Source organism: Acaryochloris sp. IP29b_bin.137, from assembly GCF_028285745.1.
GTDB lineage: Bacteria > Cyanobacteriota > Cyanobacteriia > Thermosynechococcales > Thermosynechococcaceae > Acaryochloris.
This window is the reverse complement of record NZ_JANQOP010000230.1, coordinates 26,012-50,742: the sequence shown is the minus strand read 5'-3', so window position 1 is coordinate 50,742 and position 24,731 is coordinate 26,012. Positions and strand designations below refer to the sequence as shown.

Below are 24,731 nucleotides of genomic sequence, written 5' to 3'. Positions count from 1 at the left end.
GCTGTTGTCGACGGCTCATAGCGAGAAAATATTGAGGTCGCTTCTATACTGACCGACGCCTCACAAAATGGCGATGCTCATACCAAATGACCCACTAGGGCATTGCCAACTCGAAGATCGACTCTATCCATAAGATTCGCTCTAGCAAGATTCTTTCGAGCGACCTCAGCATAATTTAGATTGGCTTCCAACGTCACCATATAGCCATCTGCTGGCAAGGCCCGAGCTAACCAAATGGTGCTGTAGCCCCCTAAAGTGCCTATTTCCAAGATGCGACGAGCACCCTGAATTTGGACCAATAGATGCAGCAGCTTGCCTTGATTGGGGGCAACATGATGTTGAGGTAAACCAGCGACATCACTGTCTTGCAGAGCTGCCGTTAGAACTGGATCTGTAGACATCAAGAGATTCGAGAAATAGTCATCTACTATCTCCCAAACCTTTGGTCCCATAGGTTCCATCTCCCACTGCCCCCTGCTTTGGATAGCCCCCCAAAACTCGAAACCCTGAAAAACTGGGGGCCTCTGTTAATTTCGTCTCCATAAACTTTAGCTGATTTGCAAGGCTGGTGAAGCTGAGAGCCAATTTTGCTCATTCATAGGCATCAGAGATCTCTAGGCATGACCCCACAGTATTGCCTAAACTATAGGTACGCCCCCTGGTCCTTGTGATCTAGGCCCATAACTGGAGTTTTTAAGACACCATGTATAAGACAGCTGACCTGCATGTCGTTGAAACCCGTCCCTTGATTAGCCCTGCCTTGCTCCACCACGAGGTTCCGCTGACGGATACAGCGGCTGCTTTGGTTGCAGAAACCCGCGATCGCATTCGCGGTATTTTGCGTCATGAGGATCCGCGGTTGCTGGTGATTGTGGGTCCTTGTTCCGTTCATGACGTTGATGCAGCCTATGAATATGGCAAAAAGCTAGCGGTCCTGCGCGAACAGCTCTCCGACCAGCTAGAAATTGTGATGCGAGTGTATTTTGAAAAACCTCGGACGAGCATTGGGTGGAAAGGCCTGATTAACGACCCGCATCTTGATGGGAGTTATGACATTAACACTGGTTTGCGATTAGCCCGTCAACTACTCTTGGATCTAGCTCACTTGGGCTTACCTGCCGCCACAGAACTCCTTGATCCAATTACCCCCCAGTACATTGCCGATCTAATTACCTGGACCGCCATTGGTGCTCGCACCACCGAAAGTCAAACCCACCGAGAGATGGCCTCCGGTTTATCCATGCCAATTGGTTTCAAAAATAGCACCGACGGCAGTCTGCAAGCTGCGACCAACGCCATGCTAGCTGCTAACCAACCTCATCGGTTTCTGGGGATTAACCACCATGGCCTTGCCAGTATCGTTAAGACAACGGGTAATCCCGATACCCATTTGGTTCTGCGGGGTGGGAAACACGGCCCCAATTATGCCGCCGAACAGGTGGAACAAGCCACCCAAGATCTTGCCAAGCATAGCTTGAATCCAAGATTGATGGTCGACTGTAGCCATGCCAATGCCAATAAAGACCATAATCGGCAGGTAGAGGTCCTAGAAGATGTTGCAGCGCAACTCAATACTGGCTCCCAACAATTCTTAGGCGTTATGATTGAAAGCCATTTGGTGGCGGGCAACCAGCCGATTCCCCAGGATTTAAGCCAACTGACCTATGGGCAAAGCATTACGGATGCCTGTGTTAATTTTGAAACCACTACCGATATGCTAACGACCCTCGCCACGTCCGTCCGAGGGGCCGATAAGATGGCGGTTTAGGTCGGGCTTGTCAGTGAGGCGATTCTCAGGGCGTCAGTAACCGCTTTTTTTGCTCTGCTGTCAAAATGGACAAAATGCGTTGTTGGGTCAATACTTCAACGTCTTGCAGCTTAGATTTTTGTTCGCCCGTTAGATTGATCTGCCCCAAAGCGTCTGCCTGTGAAAGATTGGACGATTGCAGTGTTTGGAGTTGCTGCCATTGAGCAGGATTTAAAATACCTTGAACCTGAGCTTTGGCTAAGGCTTGAATTTGCTGAACCTGAGCTTGCTGATCGGTCGTGAGATTTAAAGTGGCCAGGGCAGAAGGTGCTGAGGACTGAGGGGGAGCAGCAGACGGGGAAACAGGGGCTGAGCTTGGCGGGGGGGAAGCAGACGGAGCACTCAACTGCCCGCCTTGGAGCTGCTTTTTTTGTTCTGCATTTAGGATGGAAAGAAGGCGCTGTTGAGCAATGGCTTCAATTTCCTTTAATTGAGTGACTTGGTTGGCAGAGAGATTGAGCTTGGCTAAGGCTGCCCCTTTAGAAGCTCCAGCCGTCTGTAAAGTCTGTAATTCGGACCATTGGGTAGGGGTGAGAACACTTTGAACCTGGGCTTGAATCAGCGCATCGATTTTTTTGATTTGCGCGGCTTGAGCAGGACTCAAGTTTAAGGATGAGAGGGGATTTGCCTGTGGAGCTTGATTCGTAGGTGGGGCTTGATTCGTAGGTGGGGCTTGAGCGGTCTGAGTGACGGGAATCGGTGTTGCGCTGATGGCAGCATTGCTGATGGTAGGAGTTGCTTGCCCAGACTCTCGCAGCGCCATTAACTGTTTCTCTGGTTTCTTGCTCAAACTATCGTCGAGTTGCTTTCCCTCCAACGCTTCTGCTTGTTGCAAGCGGGCTATTTGCTGGGGGGTGAGGGATCGGGCGCTGAGGGCAATGGCTTGAGAGGTACCTTGTGCGAACGAGCCTTGAAATCGATTCCCCTGAGTGGGGGTGAGGATGCCTCTGATTTGAGCATCCAAACTCACCTTGGCTTGCTCCAGTTTTGCCCGTTGGGTGGGGGTGAAACGGAGCCGTTTGGAGAGGCCCAAGGGATTTTGGGGCTGGGCTTTGAGAGAAGGCGCACCGATTAGGGTGAATGCGATCGCACCCACCGCAACGGACATGAGTTTGGGTTTGATCATAGTCAAAATAAAGTCAAAAATGCTGCAATCGGTTCATTTCCTAATGTGCCACGCAGATAACAAGTTGTTAACCTAGGCGCTGAATCAGAGAAGGACCGTCTAAAAAGAAAGAAGACAATTAAGCCCCATTTGTTTCACAGCATAGGACATCTTCCCCCATGCAAGATGAGCAAGTTATTCTGGATGCCAATGACGCGTTTTATCGAGCCTTCGAAAAAAAAGATCTCGAAGCCATGCGTCAGGTGTGGTCCCACGGTATTGCCTGCACTTGTGTTCATCCTGGACGGGGTGAGCTGAAAGGCTGGGAGGCCATTGAATCCTCCTGGCAAAAGATCTTTCGCAATACCGCGTATCTAGAAATTGACACCAAAATTATTACCGTCAATGGCAACGGGGAGTTAGCCTACGTCATTCTGATTGAAAAGGTTTTGCAGGTTGCTCAACGTCGCCAACAAAAGGCTGAATCAATGGCGACGAATATTTTTGAACGCCTGGGACAAGACTGGTATTTAGTCCATCATCATGGCAGTCCCATGATCTGACAACAATCAGGATAAAAAATAGCAAAGTGGGGTGCTAGGATTGCCTTAAATGCTTGTCCAGAGCCAACCCTATCCAGGAACTGTTCAGCATTTCGACACCATTAAGTCTTTGCTCAACCCGTGTTTATTCTCTCGGTACTTGCTTTGATTGCGCTGCAGCCCATTGACCTAGCTTGGGCTTTGGGGTTAATCGGTATTGCTGTGGGTCTCTCCATTTGGCAGCAGCTGGATTTGACTTGGAGTCTACTGTTGGCTGCGGGGCGAACCGTTTTACAGCTGATGATGATGGGTTACCTGCTAGGGTTTATTTTTGCTTGGAAATATCCTGGCGCTATTTTGGCCTTGATTGCAGGGATGTTGACTGTTGCTAGTATCGAATCTCGCAACCGCATTGGTCAGGATATTCCCTACCTCATCCCCTGGCTGTGGGGGGCGATTTTTATCAGTATGGTGTTGACCCTCAGCTATACGACAGTGTTTATCTTGCAACCTGACAATTGGTTTGACCCTCAATATTTGATTCCCTTAGCTGGAATAGTGATGGGGAATGCCATGAATGGGGCTGCGATCGCAGGGGAGCGTCTGGTGCAAAGCCTAAAAGCCAATCGCAATGAAATTGAAACTCACCTTTGTTTGGGCGCTTCACCCCAACAAGCGATTGCCCAATATCGTCGCGAGGCCATCCGAGCGGGTTTAATCCCAACCATTAACGCCATGATGGTGGTGGGTCTTGTCAAGCTCCCTGGCATTATCACCGGACAGTTGCTCAGCGGTGTCGATCCCCAGGAAGCAGCGTCATACCAGATCTTGATTATGTTTATGTTGGCCTTTGCCACTTTGGTGACAACATTGTTGGTGGCTCAAGGCGTATACCGTCAGTTTTTTAACTCAGCAGCCCAATTGACCCTGCCCTAGAAATACCCGCTACTGCATTGCCAATTGCCACCAATCCAATAATGGATGATTCTTGTGTGGCACATACCGTCCTTTTACACGAATATCTTTGAGCACATTTTTCAATTCTGACGCAGATAGATTGGCAGAGTCTGCCCAAAATTTGATTACTTCTAGTGTTGAAACAATCTTGAGCTGAGATGCTTCTTGATGAAAAAAAGAAATAGCCCTTTTATCATCTGTTGCGATAGCCCATTCACGATGAACTGCGATCGCACCCGTTGCTGATTCACCATCATCTCCAAGCTCAAAAACATACTTTACAAAGGTTTCTTCCTCTTCAGCCGACTCAAAGTCTGCAATTAACAGCAAACCTTTGTTTATTGCTGTTTCAAACTGTATAACAGCTTCATTGCCTTCACTTTCTAGTTGTTGTAGGGTAATCAATTCTTGCGTTTTGACCACTTCACTAACAACAACTTTTGCAGGAATCGCTTTTATGATCTCTAGAAAATGACCTGAAGCAGAAAAATTGAGGACGCAGCAAGCATCAAGTACTAGGTGGGATTGCTGAATTAACATGAGTATTCTCCACCGCTTACGCTTGATGGAGATCAAGCAAATCTATATACATTACTGGCTCTACCATGCCACTAGAATATTCACGCATCTCCTCTGCAATCCGACGACCTTCCAGTCGATCAACACCCAAAAGATGACTAAAACGTCCCTCAGTAATCAGTCCTTGATCCAAAGCTTCAATCGCTAAGTGTTGATAATGAATAGGCACCATATCAGTTCGACGTGGAATGTCCTCTAATTCCAGCTCTTGCTGAACCTGTCTGACTTTCAGGCCGCGATCTTTTAGTCGCTCCCAAGTGCCTGAGGGTACCAGTGACATTCCTTCCAAACGATAAACAAGCGCTTCTATAGATACACCGTAGTAATGAGCAAGGGTAAATAAATTAGTGGGAGTAAACTTATTATGAGTACGATACATATCGTTAAATCGGCTGAGCAACCCACTGGTTGGCATCAGAAAATATGGTGGAAACGCTTCAGCAAGTCTTTCACTCTCTGGAATCCTCTGATACTGGCCATCAAAATCCACAACAGGCTTGTATCTATGTGCTAGAAAATGTAGATATCCATGAGCCATTGACCAGCGCCGACGTTCTTCAGGATGTGAAATATTGATAGCCATACATCCCCCAAGCTGCTCGTCATAGCTATAGACTTCCGAATATTTGGGCGGCATTTCTAGGTAGAAAATGCGAATCCCCACACTTTGCTCTAAGATGTCGCGTAATAAAGGAATAGGGGCATCCCCAAGGCCAAGACGCTGACGTTCGGCAATCGCAATACTTTCTGCGGCAGCCTCAATAGGCATATTAGCAACCTCGTACTCTTGAGGATAGTTACGAGGGAGCGGTGCATCCATTGCTTGCTCAAGCTCTAGGTAATTTCGGCAAAGTTCCTCAAGGCGGTCAATACTTGGTTTGATCTGATTCTCTTCCGCTTGATTGCGACGATAGGCTGCTCGAAATTGAACTTCGAAAGGTTCTGAGGGCGGAGTAGAACGAACAAAATCACTGACTGCTCGCCCATAAGCACGAGCTAGTTGAATCAATTCGTTAGGCTTGATCCGACGGTCCCCTTTTTCAATGGCTACGATGGTAGTCCGAGCTGCATCAATCACTTGCCCTGCATCAGCTTGTGTCATTCCACACTTTTTCCGTGCCTGTTGCAGACGTTCTCCTAATCGACGTAAGTCTATATTATCTAAAACATTTGTAGCCATCACTTTTTTCTCCAAGCTCATTACACAGTGATGGGACTTCGATTAGATAGCGGCATACCACTGATTTGATCAGAGAAATTTGCCAGGATTTGAGATCCAGCATTATCCCACTCATTCACATAGCTTTGATAAAGCTGGATCAATTTTTGCTGCATCTCAGAAGCTGTTAGATTTTCTGCGCTAGCACTTCGATCAACGATGTCATCTAATATCGGAAATTGTTTAGTCAGGCCCTGCCACTGAGCACTAGGAGTTCTTGATACATTTAACAAGCTTTGGATGGTAGAAACTTGGTCTAGCATGTGTCTTAGATGCAAGCTTACATCATCTGTTCGTTTATTTTTGCTCGGTAATACATAAGAAGTTTTATCTTTGATGTGAGAGGCAGCAAGAGCCTGTTTTCTCAAAATACAAGATGAACAGTATCCACACTGAGTTGGCTGCTGACGGTGGGGGCTATCACAGGACATTGTCAATGCCACTAAATCGTCTTTTTCGTACTTGGCGAGTTCTTTGCACATTTCGGCTTTGGTCCAAAATAAGAAAGGATTGTAAACTGTGAATTTTTCTCCTATCAGCTCTGAAACAATACCACTAACTTGCAATAACGTTAGGGGATGAACTGATCGGGTGTGCTCTAGTCCAACTGCTGACTTACGGTACGGGAGATTTATGGCACCAATCCCGTTCTCGTATACATGCAAGGTTTTTTGGCCCATCAGGTATGCACAAGCTGAACCAAGCAATGTAAAGACAACGCCTCTGGCACGAGAAATCTTATTTTTTCGATGTAAGTTGCTGCCTGTAAATCTAATGGGTATCCGAGAAAGATCAACGCGATATGGAATCTTTAGGCTTTCATATACTTGTTTTTGGCGGGCATAGGTAATGTTGTTACTACCTGTGCCAAATAGCAAAAAGGATTCCGCGTCACTGCTTGCTAAACGAGCATATAGCCCTGCAAGAGCATCTAGACCTCCACTCCACAGCGCTACTTCACAGCTCCTAGGAATAACAGGAATAGCTCCTTGCCGTTCGATCAAGCGTTCAGAATCAGCACATTTTAGAAACTCAAATGACCATTGGCTAGCAGTAGTCCATCCTAGTAAGTTTACTAACTTAACAAGAAATGTACTGGAATTCATTACTTCTGGGACTCTTACAGGAAGAATGACATGGATTCGAGTTTGTTCATAACGGATAGATTGCAAAGCAAGGCGATCAGAAGCATGAATACTAACCGCAAGGTCAATCAGGTCAGCCACCACTGTTGGAAACTTATGCGAAGAACGATATTGGAAATCTTGATCAAAGATATTGATCCCTATATGGTCCTCTAATCCACTATTATGCTCAATAACATGAACACTACCATTACCATTCTCAATAGGTCCAAAAGTAAATGTATAGTCTTTATCGAATTTGTAGTGTTCTTCCATAACTATTAACCTACCAACCGATATTCTCATTTAGATCTATTTCTTTGATTTTTTCGCGCCTTGGTAATCGGATATTTTTGACACTTCCATCATGAACTGCCTTATTGGCCCACTTTTGTATTGCAGTAAAAATGGTCGGCTCTATATTCCCAATACGTTGATCTAAAATTGTCGGATCAACTCCAGCATGGTGGGTTGGAGTAAGGGGAATTCGATCTTTGAATTCCGATTCATATACTTCATGAAAGAATCCTTTTAGGATTGCGGTTGGTGCATTGCTAATGGTAGTTTCTTGTCCGTACCTTAGATCGTGAAGGAAACTCTTAGCCGCCCGTAAAGTTAGCTCTTTAAGAGCATGACTTCCATGCGTTTGCTGGGCTATTTGATCAAATGCTGTATTGACAGCAGTCCAGTTAACAGCACTGATATCACCTATCGCATTGACAGTTTGAATCAATCTTTCCGCCATATATTGTGAAAGTCTGACAGGCAGATTACCTTTTCGGATGATGTCTTTCTTGAGGGCTGCCAGGGGAGTTCGAGCACATTCTTCACTGGTGGCTTTTCCTTCGCATAGCCACTCATATGGCTTCTTATATAGCCTTCCTAAGCCGCTATGCACAATATCTCCATCAGGCATATTTTCGTCCCCCACTTGCAGTAGACTCTTCTTCGAAGGTAACCCCATGATCTGACATTGTCAACATATAGATAAAAAAATTAGATTAAATGTCAGAAATCAAACAGCCTGTAACTGCAATCAATCGAAAACTTTTTGGCATTGAGGTAATGGCCTAACTACCTGACGTAAGTGCCTCAAAGCCTTGTGCTAACTGGACTTGCATTGCAGCATAAACTGCTCAGGTTAGCTCGTTCAGATCGTCTGGCAGCCTTCATTTGCCACACTGGATAAATCCAAGGGACTGAGTAGGCGTGTCAGGCAGTCAGGGTCCTGCCAAGAATCAGGGCTTTCACTTATCTTAAACTTCGAATAATCATCATATTTTCGTGATTTTGGCCAGACAAATCTGACTGCTAGATCACCAATAAGCCTGGTGAGGGTGGGTTACTCCGCTTTAGTGTCTAGGCCAATATCAAACATAACTTCTCGGACACCCGGAATGTCTTTGATTTGAGTGACGACTTCGCGGGCCACATCGATATCTTGGACATTACCAAAGACTTGCACTGAACCGCTGGCAACGGCAACAAAGACATCTTTATTAATATCTGATTTGATGAAAGATTTAATTTCAGCATCACTGAAGCGTTCGGCATCCGGCTGAAACTGAACATAGTCCAAACCTCGATAGCGCAGCTTAGTGGGATCAATTTTTAGGTCTTCGTCTAAAACCCGCTGTCGCTGATCTAAAGCATCATCTGATGCGCCCATTGCTGCCAGTTGGGGGAGGGATAGGGTGAGTGCAGCCACACTGTTATTGAACAGTAGGATACCAACCAGGCACACCGCCAAGGCTGAACTCAACAGCTGCTGAGACTTCAGTAAAGGGATTCTCCTCAACATCAGTGTAGTTGTCCGAATCAGTAAGGATACTAAGGGCATAGCGTTCAGATCGATACAAACGGGTACAACCATTTAACTGGCCGCATTTCACCGTAACACTTTTCATCCCTTGACAGGCATCTGATGGGTCAGACTAGTGACAGAACGGTTCAAGTTTCAGAAAATGGTGACAGCTCTCTCTGCGCAGAAGTCCCGTTATTCAGGATGATGACCTGCCCCCAAACCCTCAAACCTAAACTCCTATTGGGAGTCATTATTGGCATAACGGGTCTTTCGGTTTTGATGGGCGGATTGGCTAGGGCCAATTGGCTGGCAATTCATCTAGATATTGCAGATCGCTTACCCCCGTCCTCTCCCTATTGGCATATCTTTGTTGCAGTAACAGGCCTGTTACTGCCCATTATGATGCGGATTAGATATCGTCGTCGTCCGATTATCCGCCGCCTGCTGAATGCCTATCTGATTGTTTTCCTGGCCCAGATTGTGTCAGAGCTGATCTTGACGCCTATTTTTCAGCGGGGGATTTCGGTCATTATTGGCAGTTTTTACTCTATATTTCGGCTTGTGCAGCTTGGACAAGGGCAGTTATGGGTACGGCAAGCTCGGCAACCGCGGTGGTTGCGGCTATACCTTTGGTTCCTCATGGTGGTTTGGGCGATTAACGTAGGGCGGTTTATTCTATACCGCTGGCCTATTTTACTCCGTTAGCTGGAGGGGGTGCCTCGCTGTCCTGAGCAGTATAACGAGCCAGTAATTGTTGGAACTCAGGAAGAGATCGCAATGGATCGAGATCGACGTCCGAAGCTGCTAGGCGACTGGCTTGCGAATCAAGTTGCAAGGCCTGATCCAGTGTCTCAAGAGCGATCGCATTTTGTCCTTGTAAGCTGTAAGTACAAGCCTTGTTATAGACTGCTGTGGCATTCTCAGGCTCTAGAGACAGGGCTTGGTTGTAGGAAGCAATCGCGCTCTCAAAATCTTGGAGCTGTAATAAAACCGAACCTTTCGCAATCCAGGTTTGGGTCGCATCTGCCCGTAGATCTAAAGCATGGTCGTAGCAGCGCATGGCCCGCGCGTATTCTTCTTGAGGCACCAAGGCGAGTCCTTTCAGGTACCATGCTTGCCAAGCGGATGGTTCCAGAAAAGCGGCTCGATCAAAATTATCAATCGCAGCTTCATATTGGGAAAGGTGATAGTGGGCTAAACCACGATCGCACCAGATATTCGCATTCTCTGGATCCAGAGCAAGGGCTTGATCATAGTCTGCAATTTCATCTTCAAACCGTTGTAACCCTCGTTGCGCACGACCTCGATGCACCCAAGCTAAGGCTTGATCGGACTGGAGATGTAAGGTTTCGTCGAAGGCTGCGATCGCATGTTCGTATTGCCCCATAAATAACAGGGCAATCCCTCTTAAATGCCAAGTATCTGCGTCAGGCTGAAGTTGAATGGCCTTGTGAAAGGCCGCTTCAGCGGCTTCGTACTGATGGTCGTCCAGTAAGAGTTGCCCCCGTTGATACCAAAACCGGGGCTGATCAGGATGGGCCTGAACGGCTTGCTCTGAATGTGCGATCGCACGCTGCAAATCCTTCGTCTGATCGGTCTGCACTCGGGTCTGGGGATTTAGTCGTTGACCAATGGCAATGGTCGCCACAAGCACCACCAATGGTAGCCAAGACCCTTGCCGAAACACCAAAGCCCCTTGTCCAGACAGCAACGCGGGGATACCTAGCTGGTGACTCAGGCCAAACACAAATCCCCAAAATGCAGCATTGGCAGTTGGCACAAACCACAGTAAAGCGAATAGGACTAAAAAACCATAACGCCCAAACTTTTTCGCTTGTTGCTGCAGGCTTGGGGGAAGCCAGGGCTCAATAATGCCAAAGCCATCTAAAGAGGGGATGGGCAGTAAATTTAAAACAGCACCCGCAACTTCTAGAAGTCCCAGGAAAGCAAGGGCTAACCACAGTTGATCTTGGGTTGTCAGATGAGTCTGAAATGAAAGAGTTTGTTGATCCAGTGCTTCTATATTGAACGAATTTTCCAAAGAATCAGGTGGATTCATCAATCGAAAAGGAACCGATATCAATAGCGCAACCAGAAGGGTTGCAGCAGGACCCGCGGCAGACATAGCACTTTCCCACCAGCGATTCCGAATGAGGCTGTGATTGATATACACGGCTCCCCCGGGTAAAGCGATACCGCCAATCAATAGAAAGACAATCGGCAGCACCAAGCTGAGGGAAACATCCGTGTACTTGAGCGGGTTGAGGGTGAGGTATCCTTTATCCTTAACCGTTTTGTCTCCCCCCCAATAGGCAACAATGGCATGTCCGAATTCGTGCAGACAAACGGAGACAATCCATCCCAAGAAAACGATCAGAGTAACAATCACAATGGCTGTTTCATTCCTTTCGCTTAGTTGGCAAGTAGCGTAAAAGTGCCATAAGTTATGGCACTGGTTACCCATAATAGTGTCGGCACGGCTAATGTGGCACTTTGCTCTGACAAATTATTAATTTGAGTACAGCCTACATACAGGATCAATATTGCATCACACCCCAGATAGAACGAGGCGATCCAAACCGCCGCTGCCCCGAATTGAGCCACCAACTCACTTAGGAAAATCAACAGGCTTAGGGGTAATAACGTTGCCCCACTGATAAAGATATCGCTGGCCCAACTGCCCCGAGTGCGAGTCAAGCTACGGGCCAGTTGATTTAAAAAGACTAAACTGACAAACGGCACCGCACTGAGCATCAGCCGCTCTGCCCAGGAGACAGCACTAAAGGCCCCAGGAAATAAATTAGCGGCCAACACGAAGCCTATGATGGATAATCCTGCATAGCCCACCCCCACTTCAGTGGCGCGCCGAGCAGACAAGCGCGCAAAGGTGGGCAGTAACCCCCCACTCGGGTTCCAGAAAAATTGAGGAATGGTCGAGAAGATATCTTGGACCAGCCCACGATGCTCTGAAGGCTTAACCTTCGGTTTAGTGAATGGGCGACGCCCCATCTCTTGCAATATCATTTGGACGCGATGGACTTCATCTGGCTCACCTTGCGCTTCAAACAATGCTGCTGCATGGGTTAAATCTTCACGAGCTAATTTATCTGCGTTCATCTCCCGACGAGCCCGCCCTCGATGCAGCCAGGCTTGGGCATAGTTTTCGTCTAGGGCAATGGCTTGGCTGTAGGAGGCAATTGCAGAGGGGGCTGACCCTAACTGAAATCGGGCGCGACCCTGATAATAATAAGCCTGAGCAACCGTATCATCTAATTTGAGAATCTCATTACAGTCTGCGAGGACGTTTTCATCCTCTCCTTGGACAAACCAGATTTGGCACCGTCTAAGATAGGCATCCACAAATTTTGGATCGTATTCGATGGCCCGGGTGTAATCTTTGATCGCCCCTTCATAGTCTCTTTCAGCCGCTTTTTGGGTGGCTCTGGTATAGAGGGCTTGGGCAGGGCTCTGACTGTCACTGCCATCAGCATAGATGAATGGGGCCGCTTGGTGAGCGGGATAAAGAGCTTTAGAGATAATGTCATAAGCTTCACTCAATTGCTGAAATTCCGCCTCAGCATTCGGATTGTCAGGATGAAGGTCGGGATGACACTCACGCGCTCGACGACGGAATGCAGCCTTTAGCTCAGCAGGCGTAACCTCTGCAGAAACGCGAAGAAGCTGGAAGTAAGGTTGTAAATCCGCCATTAATGTTTCAATTCAGGTCTTTAAAGCCGAATGAGCGAACTCTCATCCAGTATGCCTCAAGTCGCTCACTCAAGGCTGTGTTCTGAAGTTCGACAATATCTAGTGGGGGCTAGATGGTTCTGATGAAGACACTTGAACCAGGATAGGATTTATCCATTGAACCGGGAATATTAAGGATCAGAACAGATTTTTTGAATCGTCTGTCCCCATTCCTCTCATCTGCAAAAAGGCTGTGATTTATGAGCCGCTCTCAAGACCAATTTCTCGTGTTTGGATCCCCCGCCATTGAAGAGGCGGAAATGCAAGAAGTGATGGCCAGTTTAAAAACGGGGTGGCTGGGAACTGGCCCTAAAGTGATGCGTTTTGAGCAGGATTTTTGCACCTATAAAAGGGGCAAACATGCGATCGCAGTGAACTCCTGTACCGCAGCCCTACATCTGAGTATGTTGGCCGCCTACCTGAACCCAGGTGATGAGGTGATCACAACCCCGTTGACGTTCTGTGCCACGGTGAATGCCATTATTCATGCAGGTGGGGTTCCGGTCTTAGCCGATATCGATCCGGTCACCATGAATATCGATCCGGCCCAGGTAGAAGCCAAAATTACGGAACGCACTAAAGCGCTTATTCCAGTCCATTTTGCGGGCCGCCCCTGCGATATGGATGCGCTTTGTGATTTAGCACAACGATATGATCTGGTGCTGATCGAAGACTGTGCCCATGCAATCGAAACAGAATATAAGGGACGTAAAGCTGGCACCTTTGGTAACTTCGGCTGCTTTAGCTTCTATGTCACCAAAAATATTACGACGGGGGAGGGGGGCATGATCCTCACCCAAACCCAGGAGGATGCGGATCGGATTAAAGTGTTAGCCCTCCACGGCATGAGCCAAGATGCTTGGAAACGGTTTAGTGACGATGGCTATAACCACTATCAAGTCGTAGAAGCGGGGTTTAAATACAACATGATGGATATCCAGGCCGCCATCGGGATTCACCAGCTTCAGCGAGTCACCCCTTACTGGCAGCGACGGCAGCAAATTTGGCAGCGATACAATGAGGCGTTTGCGGATGGGCCGCTGGGCATCCCTGCCCCTCCAGAACCGGATACCGTCCACGGGTATCATCTCTATACGCTGCTGATTGATGAGGAGCAAACGGGCGTTAGCCGTGATCAGTTTTTAGTCGATATGCACCGCCAGCATATCGGTACCGGCGTGCATTACTTGAGCCTGCCCGAACACCCTTATTACCAGCAGCGCTTTGGATGGCAGCCCCAGGATTATCCTTATGCCGCGCAAATCGGTCGCCAAACCGTTAGTATTCCGCTCTCGGCGAAATTGACTGACTCTGATGTGGAGGATGTGATTACCGCCGTTCGCCACTGTTTAAAGATGTCTGCTGTAGCCGCTTAATCTTGACATTCTTCGGCCTCGATTCTGGCTCTATCTCCCATGCGCTTTGTCTTTTTAATTCCAGATTTGAAGAAAGGTTGGCTCTGGAGACTGCTCTCAGAGGGGGTGATCCAATCCCGGAGTCAACGGGTCAATGATTGGTTTCTGCGACAGTGGCTGTATGTGGATGAGGTCTTTGGGGGCACGATGAATATCATGCGCCACTGCTGGGTAGCCCGCCAATGTGGGGCAGAAGCGGTCCTGGCAACGATCAGTGGTCAGGATAACTATGGGGATGTGTTTGGGCTGAATCGGACACTGCCCTATATTGCTTGGCGAGACCGACAACCCCAGGATATTTGTATAGTCCCTGATTTTGCCACGCTGCTGATTAATGATGTGGAGGGGATTGCGATCGCATACGAACAATCTCCCCTGCAAACCAAAACCAATTTCGATTACCGCAGGGATAACGTTTTCCTGTGGACGGACTCGGCGCTGATGCAAGGGATTTGCGCCAAAACCTATCCTGATAAACCCGCTGAAATTGTGCCCAATATTGTTGACAACGAGCTGTTTCCCTTTATTCCCCAAGCGCAGCGAGAACAGGGGTTACTCTTTGCCTTCCCACGTAAGGGCAAAGATTTTATCCTGGAAACCCAAGCTCTTTACCAACAGCAAGGAGGGGCGTTCTGGCAATTTGAACGGGTTGATGGCATTTCATTACAGGCGTTAGCCCAGCAGTTCCGTCGCCCCCAAGCCTTTCTCGCCTCGGCGACCTCGGAAGGCTGTGCTTTACCGCCTCAAGAAGCGATGGCTGCAGGCATTGTGGTAGTGGGCAAAACGGCCCGGGGGGCTAACTTTTGCATGGAGCATGGTAAAACAGCCCTAACCGGGGAGACCCCTGCTGAGGTGGTGCAATGCCTGTTTCAGTTGGAAGATCAAACCTTAAGAAACACACTGGCCCAAAATGGTCACGACTATATTGCCCAGTATTTCCCAGACCGAAAGCCCGCTCAGTTTTGGCAGCAGACAATTAAGAAATTTATGTGAGCATCACAAGCTCACAGCCATGCTAGGAATCGATGAAATTGCAGTTTGCTACATTGATCCATCTGGGCAAGTAGAACCTTCCATATGAAGACATTTATGAGAACCTTCAATTATATGGGTGCTGAAGAAATATATGCCTATATTGAACTCCGTTTGAAAGAAGGGGTTGACCCCTACGTGCGTCAGAAGCATTAAGACAGCACAGACGATTCTTGAGTGCCCAAAAAGTTGCGGATTTCTTGGCCTATTCGGACTGATAACAAGAGATAGACCTTATCTAGCTAGCGGTGGTTGCCAAAGCTGATAGGGGTTCTCCCGTCAAGCTAAAAGAGCGAACTTCAGTGACTTTTACCGAAACGATTTGGCCCCGTAGTTCCTCAATTTTGCCAGGGAAAAAGGTAAGGCGATTCCCTTGAGTGCGCCCCATAACTTGCGTCGGGTCTTTAGGATTTTGGTCTTCGACGAGGACTTCTTCGATACGGTTGGCATAACGTTGCGATCGCATCCCCGCCTTTAAACCCACCAAATGATTTAACCGCTGCAATCGATCCGCTTTGACCTCTTCACTCAGTTGATTCTCCCAGAGCGCTGCAGGAGTGCCGGGACGAGGAGAATAAGCAGCGGTATTGAGCTGATCAAATTCAATCTCTTCCACCAGCTTTAAAGTGTTTTCAAACTGGGCTTCCGTTTCACCCGGAAACCCGACAATTGCATCGGCACTAATCGAGGCATCTGGCATTAGATTGCGAATCTTATCGATAATTCGGCGATATTTCTCTTGGGTATAGCCCCGGGACATGGCCTTGAGAACATCGTTATCCCCGGACTGAAAGGGAATATGAAAATGCTCGCAGACTTTCGGTAACTCATAACAGGCCCGAATCAGACGTTCCGTAAAATAGCGAGGATGGCTCGTCGCAAATCGAATACGCTCAATTCCAGGTACGTCATGAACAAAGTAAAGCAAGTCTGTCAGCGTATTCTGATGGCGACCCTCTGAGGTGGCTCCTGGTAAATCTCGACCATAGGCATCGATATTTTGGCCCAACAGGGTAACTTCCTTGAAGCCTTGCTCACCCAACTGCACCATTTCATTTCTAATCGCTTCTGGCGTCCGAGACTGTTCAACGCCCCGCACATTGGGAACGACGCAGTAGGTACAGCGTTCATTACAGCCATAAATCACGTTGACCCAAGCCGTCACGGTGCTGTCTCGCCTAGGCTTAGTAATATCCTCGACAATATGGATGGGTTCTGTAGCCACGATTTGCTGACCTGTCGCCACTTGATCCAGTAAATCTTGCAGACGATTCGCATGCTGCGGTCCCATCACCAGATCCACTTCTGGTACGCGGCGCAGTAGTGCATCTCCTTCTTGCTGAGCAACACAGCCTGCGACTACCAGAGTCAAATCTGGTTCCGCATGTTTACGCTTGGCTTGCCGCCCTAAATAGGAATAAACCTTTTGCTCAGCATTATCCCGAATCGTGCAGGTGTTGTAGAGAATAAGATTGGCATCATCCGGGGTGTCGGACCATTGAAATCCCATGTTTTCCAGCACTCCAGCCATCCGCTCCGAATCAGCTTTGTTCATCTGGCAACCAAAGGTAGTGATGTGATATCGGCGCAAATCTGAACTCATAAAGTTATGTAAAGGGGTGAGGGACTGGATGAGGTGGGCAAAAAGACTGTTCCTATGGTAATTCACTCAGGAATGGGTTCGCCAAAGTCTTTGTCTATAAACGGGTTGCTGTCCTAAGTTATCCCTAAGCAAAAATACCTCATGCCCCTCAAATCATGTTATAAAAACAGAGGTTTAGTTGTGTAAAGCGCTCTTGAGAAATATTGATTTGTCTTGCGATTCAATCATCCCTCAAATGCTTTGCCATACTTTCCCCGTATGGATCAGAAGCCCACAATTTAAGTCCAAGTCTGAGGTATTACAGCATGCTTGGTCAGCGGCAAGCCTGATACATGGTGCTTGATCACGTATTTCAGCTCAGGAGATTCCTAATTCAGCTATGACTGCATCCCTTGTCAAGTCTGACTCTCAACTGCGGACACTGACCGATCCGTCCATTACCCTTCAAGATGTTATCAAATCTCTGCCCAAGGAATGCTTTAAGCAAAATGCAGTGAAGGCTTGGACAGGGGCAATCATCAATGTCTTGATGGTGGCGCTCGGGTATGTCGCGATTGTCAATTCCCCTTGGTTTTTGCTGCCCTTGGCCTGGATCTTTACGGGGACAGCCCTGACAGGATTTTTTGTGATTGGCCATGATGCCGGGCACCGCTCTTTTGCTAAGAAGCGCTGGGTCAATGATGTGGTGGGTCATCTGTTTATGATGCCGCTGATTTATCCCTTTCATTGCTGGCGGATTTTGCACAACTTTCACCATACCCATACCAATGAGTTGGATGTGGATAATGCCTGGCGGCCTTTTGATGGCGCTGAGTATGAAAGCCTTGATCCAGTGATTCGTACGGTTTATGAGCTGATTCGCGGTTATTTTTGGTGGGTGGGTTCCATTGTCCACTGGGCCAATTTGCACTTTAACTGGACCACCTTTGATGAGAAAGATAAGGGTGATGTCAAACTCTCCATCGGCGTTGTGGTATTGTTCGCTGCGATCGCATTCCCAATCCTCATCTACTTCACTGGACTCTGGGGCTTCGTCAAGTTCTGGTTGATTCCCTGGATGGTCTACCATTTCTGGATGAGCACCTTCACCATCGTCCACCACACCGCCGCTGACATTCCCTTTAAGCCCACTCAAGAATGGAATGCCGCTGAAGCCCAGCTCGTGGGTTCAGTCCATTGTGATTATCCCCGCTGGGTTGAGTTCCTCTGCCACGATATTAACGTTCATATCCCTCACCACGTCTCTACCGCAATTCCCTCCTATAACTTACGCATGGCCCATCAAAGCCTCAAGGAAAACTGGGGTGAGTATGTTTATGAACGTCAGTTTAATTGGGCTTTGATGAAAGAAATCTCTGAGGAATGTCATTTATACGACCCTGAAAAAGCCTATCGGTCTTTCAAAGACCATGCGGCTCGATAAAATCTCAGGGCATGGTCAATCTTAGGAATGGTCAATCTTAAAGGCGTCAATCTGTACCTTATCGGCATGATGGGGTGTGGTAAGTCCACCACTGGACGGGCCTTGGCCCAGCAGTTGGGCTATCGCTTTGTGGATACTGATGACCTGATTGTCCAACTTACGGGTAAAGCGATTACCGATATCTTTGCCGAATCAGGTGAAGCCCATTTCCGGCAAATTGAGTCCCAAGTGCTGTCAGAAGTGGCTGCCCATACAAAACTCGTGGTGGCGACGGGTGGTGGCATCGTTCTGGCGCAAAAGAACTGGAGTTTTTTGCAACATGGCCTGGTTATCTGGCTAGATGTTGCGGCCGAACAACTGTGGCAACGCCTTCAAGCTGACCAATCTCGTCCGCTACTGCAAAAACCCAATCCCCAGAAAGTTTTGGAGGAGTTGCTGACTCAACGGCGTCCCCTGTATCGGCAAGCGGATATTCACATCTTGCTCAAATCCGATCAGTCTGTAGAGTCGGTTTGCCAAGCGGTGGTGCAAGAAATCACCAAAGTGATCAGACCTGAAGCTACCCCTCAGAGTCCTCAGGATTAAAGCGCCGCTGCCGTCGTTGTTGTCTTCGCTCTGCTAATTTTTGCGCTAGCTGCTGGCGTTGGTCTGGAGTCAGGACGTCACGAATAGCCATCATATTTTCAAATCTTAGCTTCAGGTTCTCTTGGGTGAGTTGCTCTAAGGTTTGAAACTGGGCCCGAATCTCTGCCTCAGCAGCCTCACTAGCAATCATGGCTTTCAACTCTTTCCGGGTTTGTCGCAGTAACTGTGCTTTTTCCCTCGTCTGAGAGCCATATTGTTGGCGGATGGCACGGATGGCTTGTCGCTGTTGGCGAGACAGCTGTAAGTCTCGAAATAAACCTCTAAACCGTCGCCTTGGGAGACGACGCTCAGGGGCTTGCGCGACGCTAGGGGGAAAGGCATCCCCTACCCATTGCCCCAGGGAACAAATCCCGATCAGGGCTAAGCAAATGATGACTCCTTTACTTACTCTTGACATGGACTGGACCTCTTGCATGTGTCGATATTGGCTTCAGCAATGGCGGATGTTGGCTGTTGTCCCCACCACTCCCAAGGATCCGTCAATAAATCGGCTTCTGGATCATCGAAATTATCGAAGGGGTCAAACGCGCCAGACCAACTCTCCGCTACAAACGCTTCTAGATCGCCATCTGGATCTCCATCCGGTGGGACGGACTGCTTGGCTGTCTGCCATATTTGCGATCCGCCCCAGAACAGGGCGAGGGTGGCTGTGATCGCAGCCAGAATCCCCCATCTCGCTATCCTCGCCTGCTCTACTGACGTTTGGGGATGAGCTTTTGAGGGTGACTGGGCGACTTCGTCTAAAACAGCATGGAGGATGCGGTCCTCCAGATCTGGAGACGATGCTGGCACCTCGGGTTGATATCGCTGAAGGAAATTCACCAATGCTGGATCATCAGCAAATTCCTCCTCATTGGCGTCAGAGTGATTCAAATTCGGATCAGGGTCGGAAGGTGGGTTCATAGGGAAATCCCTTCATGTTGCAAAAATTTTCGGAGGGCGGTTCTGGCATGGTATAGACGAGACTTCACGGTGCCAATCGGAATTTCAAACATCTCGGCAATCTCTTGTTGGGGCAGATCTTGTAAATCATGGAGCACAATTACGCTGCGGTGTTCAAAGCTCAGTTGGACCAAGCCTCGTTTAATCAAATCCTGATAGTGCAGATGCTGCCAATTGGGTTCGGTGGCTTGCTTGGGAAGCTGGTGAGTGAGGGATTGCCAGCGCGATCGCTGTTGCGCTGCCGACCGCCGATAATCCGCTGCCACATTCCAGGTAATGCGATAGAGCCAAGTCGTAAATTTGGCCCGACCTTCTAGCTTGGGCAACCCTTTCCACACCCGGACAAACACATCCTGGACGAGGTCATCTAGCACCTCAGGGTCGCACAAAGACATCAGGGTCGACCGCACCCGATACTGATGACGGCGATACAACACCCTAAAACTCTGAGTACTGCCTTGCAAACAGCCTTGAATAAGGGTGTGGTCCGAATCCTCCGTTGATTGTTGCTCAGTACTCACCTTTAATTTGTTTTCAATATTTATTACCAGCGTCTCTTCTCTATCCTTTAGACTGAAGTCAGCAAGGATTGGTTCAATGACGTCGAAAAAGCGCTGCATTCTGGCTGCTCTTTCAGGGTATCAAGGTAAGGGAGAGGTTTGGTATGACGAGCCCTGATTTCTCTGACTCCCTGACTTGGCTGGAGCAGGCTAAAACGTATCTCCAAAACAATCAGTATATCGATGCCCTGCAGTGTATCCATCAGGGCTTGGCATTTGCTCCCCGAAACGCTGAGGCGTGGCTTCAGTGTGGCAGCGTCTTACAAAAACTGGGCTTTTACGGAGACGCGATCACAGCCAACCACAACGCCCAGCGGTTGTTTGGGAGTCCTGAAGCCAAACTGAAAACGATTCCCCTAGAAGCGTTACTCGCGAAAGCCCAGGGACACGTGACGCCGCTTACCTCTCAGCCGCCGCCATCCTCTGTCCCCTGCTCCGCTGTCCCTGATGGGGATTATGACTTTTGGCAAAGGCGGGCCTTAGCCTGCACCGAAGCCCAAGACTATGACGCTGCCTTAGCGGCCTATGACAAGGTATTGGTATTGAAGCCGCAGCAGGCCCAATCCTGGTATCGACGAGGGCTGGTGTTATTCCGTTTACACCGATTTGAGGATGCGATCGCCAGTTTTGAACGCGCCTTAGACTACCAACCTGATTTGTATCAAGCCTGGAACAATCGGGCCAGTATCCTGATTCAAGTCGGTCAATTTAAAGAAGCCATCTACAGCTACGAGCAAGCCCTTCGCTGGACGGACAAGCAACTTTGGCAAGCTTGGGAAGATCTGGGGATGGCGGTTCTGCATGTTCACGGTGTAGACGCTGCCATTGACACCTTAGAGCAAGGGATTCAGGCGCTTTGGTGTGATAGTGATGACTATGAGCTAGGGTGTGGTAGCTTGCACCAGTGCAAAGGGGATATTCAAGCTCAATATGCATGGCAGCAGCCCTCTCCCCCCACCATGTGGAAAGCAGCTAAGCTGAGCTATCTCAAAGCATTAGATTTACTGGATTTTCATGGGTTCCCCCATCAGCACCTCACCCTTTGGCAGTCGCTTCTAAAAGTCCGGTTTTATTTACAAGAAACTGCTGCCATCCAGACCATGCTTTTGGAAGGAGCTATTAAACTCCAAATTTTCAAACAAGGCAAAACCCTCTCTTCTGACCAAAATATGCAGATTGAGGACCAATTTTCTGGTTTTCAGCAACTGCAGGTAGATTGGTTAATTCACCAAAAACAGCTGAAGGATGCTATCCTCTGGGCCGAGCAGTGCCAAGATCGTGCCTTAGGGCGTTGGCGTTTCGGTCCCAATTACGAGGCTGTCCAACTTCAATATGGAGACTTGCAACCCCTCCTCAATCCCCAGCGGGCTATCATCTATTGGCATCTCAGCCCCATTACGCTATCCACGTTTATCCTGAAGCACCAAGAAGACCCTATTCTCTATTCTGCCTCCCCGCACCAACCTTTTGATTTGAGCAGTCCAGAGAAGGCTGAACAATCCCCGGTGGGGCAGCGATTTCACCTGGGAATCTGGCAGAAAAATTGGGACAAGGCTCAGTCTTTGAGCACGTCTCAGGCATCCGACGTCGATCTGCTTGGAATGGGGGCAGATTGGTGGTTACATGGGCAAGCCATTCATCTTTTGAGCCAACTCAAACAAATTTTAGGGATTGAATCGTTCTGCCAAGAGACTTTATCTGGCATTCAGGAACTGATTCTTATTCTTCCACGGCCCTTGCGCTACTTGCCTATGTCGGCACTTTTTCCAGACAATTTTGTGATTACGTTCCTGCCTAATTTGCGCCTTGGGATCAATCTGCTCAAGGCAGATCCACCCCCTCCAGACCACCTCTTGAGTATCGTTCCCCCAGGTCCATCGACCACCGGGGATAGTAGCCTTGCAGCGCTAGAAGCACAGGCCATTGCGTCCTGTTATCGTCGAAATACCCAACTGGGCGGTTTGCAACTCACTCAGACGACCGTTACCACTGCACTTGCGGGTTCAGGAGGGAATCTTTATTTCACAGGCTTAACCACTGCGGGGCCTGCTCATCTCACTCCTGCATGGCGGTTGACGGATGAACATCTGTTGACCGTCGATGATCTGCTGCAAATGAACTGGCAGGCTTACCCCTTAGTCTGCCTGGCGGGCGGCCCCCAGAGACTAACGGTTTTCCCCAGTCTCGGCCCCGATCTGGCCACGAGTCTATTAGCCAAGGGTGTTCAACATGTGCTTCAAAGTCTTTGGCAGGTCAATCACTGTTCTCGCTTGCTGTTAATGGTACATTTTCATCGTCTGTTGCACCAAAACTGTAATCCTGTCCATGCCCTTCAACATGCTCAACATTGGCTGCGCAAACTGACTTATGCAGATATCATCCAGTGGCTAGAGGCGTTGGCGGATACAGTATCATTGGACGATCAACAAGCAACGCTGCTGGAGCATCTTCAGTCCAATCTCCGCAATACAGCCCAATCCTCTGCACCCAATACCTTCCCGTTTAACCATCCTTGGTACTGGGCGGGGTATACCATTGCCGGTAATTTTCCAGAAATTTTGGTGTGGAATGAACTTAGCTAATCGCTTGCGATCCACCAAAATAGTCAACTATACCTTGGGTCAGCCCGTCGAGGGTATATTCTTGGGCTTCGATATCGACACGGCCGAAGACCTCTTGGCAGGTGAATGAGGTTTGGGGACCGATAGAGGCAATCGTGATCGGGTTGAGCCATTCCGAAATCTCCTCGTTGCCAGCCGCTTGTTGGATCAACTGATAGAAGTAGCGAACGGTTTTAGAACTGGCAAACGTCACGACATCAATCGTTCGCCGTCGTAGGGCCTGAAGGGCGTTTGGATCGATCTGCTCTGGACATCGGGATTGGTAAGCGGCGACTGCTTTCACAGTTGCCCCTTTGGCCGTGAGCTGTTGAATCAATATGTCTCTTCCCCCGCTTTCCACTCGGGGAAACAGCAGTGTTTGCCCGGCCAATTGCCCACCATCAGGGAAATGATCGACGAGCGCATCAGCGACAAAGTCCGGTGGGATATAATCTGCCTTTAATCCATATTTTTGCAAGGTTGAGGCTGTTTTGCGACCGACCACCGCAATCTTGACAGAGGCGAGTGCCCTAGCATCCAGTTCTGCATGGCATAAGCGGTCTAGAAAGTTCGTTACGCCATTGGCAGAAGTCAAGATCAGCCAGTCAAAGCGATCAAGGGATGCGATCGCAGCATCTAAGTCTTTCCATGAGGACGGTGGACCAATTTCCAATGCAGGCAGATCGATCACCGTCGCCCCCACTGAGGTAAGGGCATCCCTAAAAGTCGTAGATTGAGCCACAGCCCGGGTCACCAAGACGGTTTTACCCGTTAACGGCAAATCAGACCGAACCAAAGAAGCACCCATCGTTAATCGCCCCGCATCACTTCTATGAGCATATTCAGTGTTGGCCGGGAAAGAAAGCCCTAGGGTGGAGCGAAGGTTGACCACTTCGCCCACCACGATGACACAGGGCGATAGCAATTCCCCCCTAGTCTCGGCCACAATCGTTGCTAACGTTCCCGTCCATATCTGCTGCTGGTGCCGACCTCCCCATCGAATAACGGCAATGGGGTGCTGGGCCGATTGCCCGTTTTGTCTCAGATGATCAACAATGGTCTTTAGCTGTCTACCCCCCATCAGCATCACCAGCGTATCCAGTCGGGCCAAGACAGACCAATCTAGATTGTCCGGCGCATGGGCGCTTAAAACGGTAAAGTGTTGGCTGCACTGAGCATCCGTTAATGGAATACCCGCCAATAAAGGGACCGCTAGCGCAGAGGAGAGACCCGGATAAACCTCAACCAGACATCCCGCTGAGTTGAGGGTCAGGATCTCAGAACGCGTGCGCCCAAAGATAAAAGGATCACCACTTTTGAGGCGCACAACGTGATATCCCTGACAGCAATAATCCACTAGCCATTGATTGATAGTGGATTGAGAGGTACTAGGACCTTTGCCCCGTTTGCCTACTAGGATTTTTAAGCAAGTTTTCTTCGCCAGGTTTAATAATTCTGGATCGATCAGGGCATCATAGAGGATGACGTCAGCCTGAGCAAGCAAGTTTTGTCCCATAACCGTAAGATGGTTATGTTCCCCAGGGCCAGCACCAATGATAAAAACCTTGCCCTGCGACTTAGGCGTTTGAGTTGTTGAATAGTTGTTAGCGCTCAAAACCAGTGGACT

22 protein-coding genes and 1 pseudogene are annotated in these 24,731 nt (G+C 48.7%); 9 read left to right on the top strand and 14 right to left on the bottom strand.

The window, feature by feature from the left end; all coding sequences use genetic code 11:
• Window positions 1-95: 95 nt before the first annotated feature.
• Window positions 96-452: pseudogene (locus tag Q0991_RS16130) on the bottom strand (methyltransferase); the annotation flags it as partial.
• Between the two features lie 251 nt (window positions 453-703).
• Between Q0991_RS16130 and Q0991_RS16125 the strand changes: the two are divergent.
• Complete coding sequence (locus Q0991_RS16125; protein ID WP_299490109.1) at window positions 704-1,768, top strand: 3-deoxy-7-phosphoheptulonate synthase; 1,065 nt, start codon at window positions 704-706, stop codon at window positions 1,766-1,768.
• Window positions 1,769-1,793: 25 nt separating this feature from the next.
• On the opposite strand, the gene Q0991_RS16120 is transcribed toward Q0991_RS16125, so the two are convergent.
• The gene (locus tag Q0991_RS16120; RefSeq protein WP_299490107.1) at window positions 1,794-2,933 is read right to left on the bottom strand and encodes a hypothetical protein; all 1,140 of its coding nucleotides are present in this window, start codon (window positions 2,931-2,933) and stop codon (window positions 1,794-1,796) included.
• A gap of 158 nt (window positions 2,934-3,091) precedes the next feature.
• Here Q0991_RS16120 and Q0991_RS16115 point away from each other — a divergent pair, with 158 nt between their 5' ends.
• Both Q0991_RS16115 and fetB read left to right on the top strand, forming a co-directional pair.
• Complete coding sequence (locus Q0991_RS16115) at window positions 3,092-3,475, top strand: nuclear transport factor 2 family protein (protein ID WP_299490105.1); 384 nt, start codon at window positions 3,092-3,094, stop codon at window positions 3,473-3,475.
• Between the two features lie 144 nt (window positions 3,476-3,619).
• Window positions 3,620-4,390, top strand: coding sequence for an iron export ABC transporter permease subunit FetB (fetB, locus tag Q0991_RS16110; RefSeq protein ID WP_299490103.1), 771 nt, complete (start codon window positions 3,620-3,622; stop codon window positions 4,388-4,390).
• A 9-nt stretch (window positions 4,391-4,399) separates the two neighbouring features.
• Here fetB and Q0991_RS16105 read toward each other — a convergent pair whose 3' ends face one another.
• The 5 genes from Q0991_RS16105 to Q0991_RS16085 form a co-directional block, all read right to left on the bottom strand.
• The gene (locus Q0991_RS16105; RefSeq protein ID WP_299490101.1) at window positions 4,400-4,951 is read right to left on the bottom strand and encodes a hypothetical protein; all 552 of its coding nucleotides are present in this window, start codon (window positions 4,949-4,951) and stop codon (window positions 4,400-4,402) included.
• Window positions 4,952-4,967: 16 nt separating this feature from the next.
• Window positions 4,968-6,170: an XRE family transcriptional regulator gene (locus Q0991_RS16100; RefSeq protein WP_299490099.1), complete on the bottom strand. Its 1,203-nt coding sequence runs from the start codon at window positions 6,168-6,170 to the stop codon at window positions 4,968-4,970.
• Between the two features lie 20 nt (window positions 6,171-6,190).
• Window positions 6,191-7,609, bottom strand: a complete 1,419-nt coding sequence (locus tag Q0991_RS16095) for a 7-cyano-7-deazaguanine synthase (RefSeq protein ID WP_299490097.1) — start codon at window positions 7,607-7,609, stop codon at window positions 6,191-6,193.
• Window positions 7,610-7,619: 10 nt separating this feature from the next.
• Complete coding sequence (locus tag Q0991_RS16090) at window positions 7,620-8,249, bottom strand: hypothetical protein (protein ID WP_299490094.1); 630 nt, start codon at window positions 8,247-8,249, stop codon at window positions 7,620-7,622.
• A gap of 426 nt (window positions 8,250-8,675) precedes the next feature.
• Entirely contained in the window at window positions 8,676-9,173 is a 498-nt protein-coding gene (locus Q0991_RS16085; protein WP_299490091.1) for a hypothetical protein, read from the bottom strand.
• Between the two features lie 84 nt (window positions 9,174-9,257).
• Between Q0991_RS16085 and Q0991_RS16080 the strand changes: the two genes are divergently transcribed.
• The gene (locus Q0991_RS16080; protein WP_299490089.1) at window positions 9,258-9,842 is read left to right on the top strand and encodes a hypothetical protein; all 585 of its coding nucleotides are present in this window, start codon (window positions 9,258-9,260) and stop codon (window positions 9,840-9,842) included.
• Here the strand turns inward: Q0991_RS16080 and Q0991_RS16075 are convergent.
• Both Q0991_RS16075 and Q0991_RS16070 read right to left on the bottom strand, forming a co-directional pair.
• The gene (locus tag Q0991_RS16075; RefSeq protein ID WP_299490087.1) at window positions 9,826-11,526 is read right to left on the bottom strand and encodes a tetratricopeptide repeat protein; all 1,701 of its coding nucleotides are present in this window, start codon (window positions 11,524-11,526) and stop codon (window positions 9,826-9,828) included. The genes Q0991_RS16080 and Q0991_RS16075 overlap by 17 nt on opposite strands.
• 23 nt (window positions 11,527-11,549) lie before the next feature.
• Window positions 11,550-12,845 (bottom strand): J domain-containing protein, encoded by a 1,296-nt coding sequence (locus Q0991_RS16070; RefSeq protein WP_299490084.1) that lies wholly within the window; start codon window positions 12,843-12,845, stop codon window positions 11,550-11,552.
• Window positions 12,846-13,084: 239 nt separating this feature from the next.
• Here Q0991_RS16070 and Q0991_RS16065 point away from each other — a divergent pair, with 239 nt between their 5' ends.
• Both Q0991_RS16065 and Q0991_RS16060 read left to right on the top strand, forming a co-directional pair.
• Window positions 13,085-14,260, top strand: a complete 1,176-nt coding sequence (locus Q0991_RS16065; RefSeq protein WP_299490082.1) for a DegT/DnrJ/EryC1/StrS family aminotransferase — start codon at window positions 13,085-13,087, stop codon at window positions 14,258-14,260.
• A 39-nt stretch (window positions 14,261-14,299) separates the two neighbouring features.
• Window positions 14,300-15,292 (top strand): glycosyltransferase, encoded by a 993-nt coding sequence (locus tag Q0991_RS16060; RefSeq protein WP_299490080.1) that lies wholly within the window; start codon window positions 14,300-14,302, stop codon window positions 15,290-15,292.
• Between the two features lie 277 nt (window positions 15,293-15,569).
• Here Q0991_RS16060 and miaB read toward each other — a convergent pair whose 3' ends face one another.
• Window positions 15,570-16,934 carry a tRNA (N6-isopentenyl adenosine(37)-C2)-methylthiotransferase MiaB gene (miaB, locus tag Q0991_RS16055; RefSeq protein ID WP_299490078.1) on the bottom strand — a complete coding sequence of 455 codons (1,365 nt, stop codon included), beginning with the start codon at window positions 16,932-16,934 and terminating at the stop codon, window positions 15,570-15,572.
• A gap of 379 nt (window positions 16,935-17,313) precedes the next feature.
• Here miaB and Q0991_RS16050 point away from each other — a divergent pair, with 379 nt between their 5' ends.
• Window positions 17,314-18,357, top strand: coding sequence for a fatty acid desaturase (locus tag Q0991_RS16050; RefSeq protein ID WP_299490075.1), 1,044 nt, complete (start codon window positions 17,314-17,316; stop codon window positions 18,355-18,357).
• Between the two features lie 27 nt (window positions 18,358-18,384).
• A complete protein-coding gene (locus Q0991_RS16045) occupies window positions 18,385-18,942 on the top strand; it encodes a shikimate kinase (RefSeq protein WP_299490074.1) in 558 nt (185 codons plus the stop codon).
• Here the strand turns inward: Q0991_RS16045 and Q0991_RS16040 are convergent.
• From Q0991_RS16040 to Q0991_RS16030, 3 genes are read right to left on the bottom strand one after another with little or no spacing between them, the layout of a single operon-like run.
• Complete coding sequence (locus Q0991_RS16040; RefSeq protein WP_299490071.1) at window positions 18,917-19,399, bottom strand: Spy/CpxP family protein refolding chaperone; 483 nt, start codon at window positions 19,397-19,399, stop codon at window positions 18,917-18,919. The genes Q0991_RS16045 and Q0991_RS16040 overlap by 26 nt on opposite strands.
• Window positions 19,387-19,905 carry a hypothetical protein gene (locus tag Q0991_RS16035; RefSeq protein ID WP_299490068.1) on the bottom strand — a complete coding sequence of 173 codons (519 nt, stop codon included), beginning with the start codon at window positions 19,903-19,905 and terminating at the stop codon, window positions 19,387-19,389. The genes Q0991_RS16040 and Q0991_RS16035 overlap by 13 nt, the downstream gene beginning before the upstream one ends.
• The gene (locus Q0991_RS16030; protein WP_299490065.1) at window positions 19,902-20,465 is read right to left on the bottom strand and encodes a sigma-70 family RNA polymerase sigma factor; all 564 of its coding nucleotides are present in this window, start codon (window positions 20,463-20,465) and stop codon (window positions 19,902-19,904) included. The genes Q0991_RS16035 and Q0991_RS16030 overlap by 4 nt, the downstream gene beginning before the upstream one ends.
• A gap of 143 nt (window positions 20,466-20,608) precedes the next feature.
• Here Q0991_RS16030 and Q0991_RS16025 point away from each other — a divergent pair, with 143 nt between their 5' ends.
• Window positions 20,609-23,086, top strand: a complete 2,478-nt coding sequence (locus Q0991_RS16025; protein WP_299490063.1) for a tetratricopeptide repeat protein — start codon at window positions 20,609-20,611, stop codon at window positions 23,084-23,086.
• Here the strand turns inward: Q0991_RS16025 and cobA are convergent.
• On the bottom strand, window positions 23,079-24,719 hold the full coding sequence (cobA, locus tag Q0991_RS16020; RefSeq protein WP_299490061.1) for a uroporphyrinogen-III C-methyltransferase: 1,641 nt from the start codon (window positions 24,717-24,719) through the stop codon (window positions 23,079-23,081). The genes Q0991_RS16025 and cobA overlap by 8 nt on opposite strands.
• Between the last annotated feature and the right edge of the window lie 12 nt (window positions 24,720-24,731).

Coding starts and splice junctions, on each gene's coding strand:
- Q0991_RS16125 (WP_299490109.1), top strand. CDS start 704: ATGTATAAGACAGCTGACCTGCATGTCGTTGAAACCCGTCCCTTGATT.
- Q0991_RS16120 (WP_299490107.1), bottom strand. CDS start 2,933: ATGATCAAACCCAAACTCATGTCCGTTGCGGTGGGTGCGATCGCATTC.
- Q0991_RS16115 (WP_299490105.1), top strand. CDS start 3,092: ATGCAAGATGAGCAAGTTATTCTGGATGCCAATGACGCGTTTTATCGA.
- Q0991_RS16105 (WP_299490101.1), bottom strand. CDS start 4,951: ATGTTAATTCAGCAATCCCACCTAGTACTTGATGCTTGCTGCGTCCTC.
- Q0991_RS16100 (WP_299490099.1), bottom strand. CDS start 6,170: ATGGCTACAAATGTTTTAGATAATATAGACTTACGTCGATTAGGAGAA.
- Q0991_RS16095 (WP_299490097.1), bottom strand. CDS start 7,609: ATGGAAGAACACTACAAATTCGATAAAGACTATACATTTACTTTTGGA.
- Q0991_RS16090 (WP_299490094.1), bottom strand. CDS start 8,249: ATGCCTGATGGAGATATTGTGCATAGCGGCTTAGGAAGGCTATATAAG.
- Q0991_RS16085 (WP_299490091.1), bottom strand. CDS start 9,173: ATGCCCTTAGTATCCTTACTGATTCGGACAACTACACTGATGTTGAGG.
- Q0991_RS16080 (WP_299490089.1), top strand. CDS start 9,258: ATGGGTCAGACTAGTGACAGAACGGTTCAAGTTTCAGAAAATGGTGAC.
- Q0991_RS16070 (WP_299490084.1), bottom strand. CDS start 12,845: ATGGCGGATTTACAACCTTACTTCCAGCTTCTTCGCGTTTCTGCAGAG.
- Q0991_RS16065 (WP_299490082.1), top strand. CDS start 13,085: ATGAGCCGCTCTCAAGACCAATTTCTCGTGTTTGGATCCCCCGCCATT.
- Q0991_RS16060 (WP_299490080.1), top strand. CDS start 14,300: ATGCGCTTTGTCTTTTTAATTCCAGATTTGAAGAAAGGTTGGCTCTGG.
- miaB (WP_299490078.1), bottom strand. CDS start 16,934: ATGAGTTCAGATTTGCGCCGATATCACATCACTACCTTTGGTTGCCAG.
- Q0991_RS16050 (WP_299490075.1), top strand. CDS start 17,314: ATGACTGCATCCCTTGTCAAGTCTGACTCTCAACTGCGGACACTGACC.
- Q0991_RS16045 (WP_299490074.1), top strand. CDS start 18,385: ATGGTCAATCTTAAAGGCGTCAATCTGTACCTTATCGGCATGATGGGG.
- Q0991_RS16040 (WP_299490071.1), bottom strand. CDS start 19,399: ATGTCAAGAGTAAGTAAAGGAGTCATCATTTGCTTAGCCCTGATCGGG.
- Q0991_RS16035 (WP_299490068.1), bottom strand. CDS start 19,905: ATGAACCCACCTTCCGACCCTGATCCGAATTTGAATCACTCTGACGCC.
- Q0991_RS16025 (WP_299490063.1), top strand. CDS start 20,609: ATGACGAGCCCTGATTTCTCTGACTCCCTGACTTGGCTGGAGCAGGCT.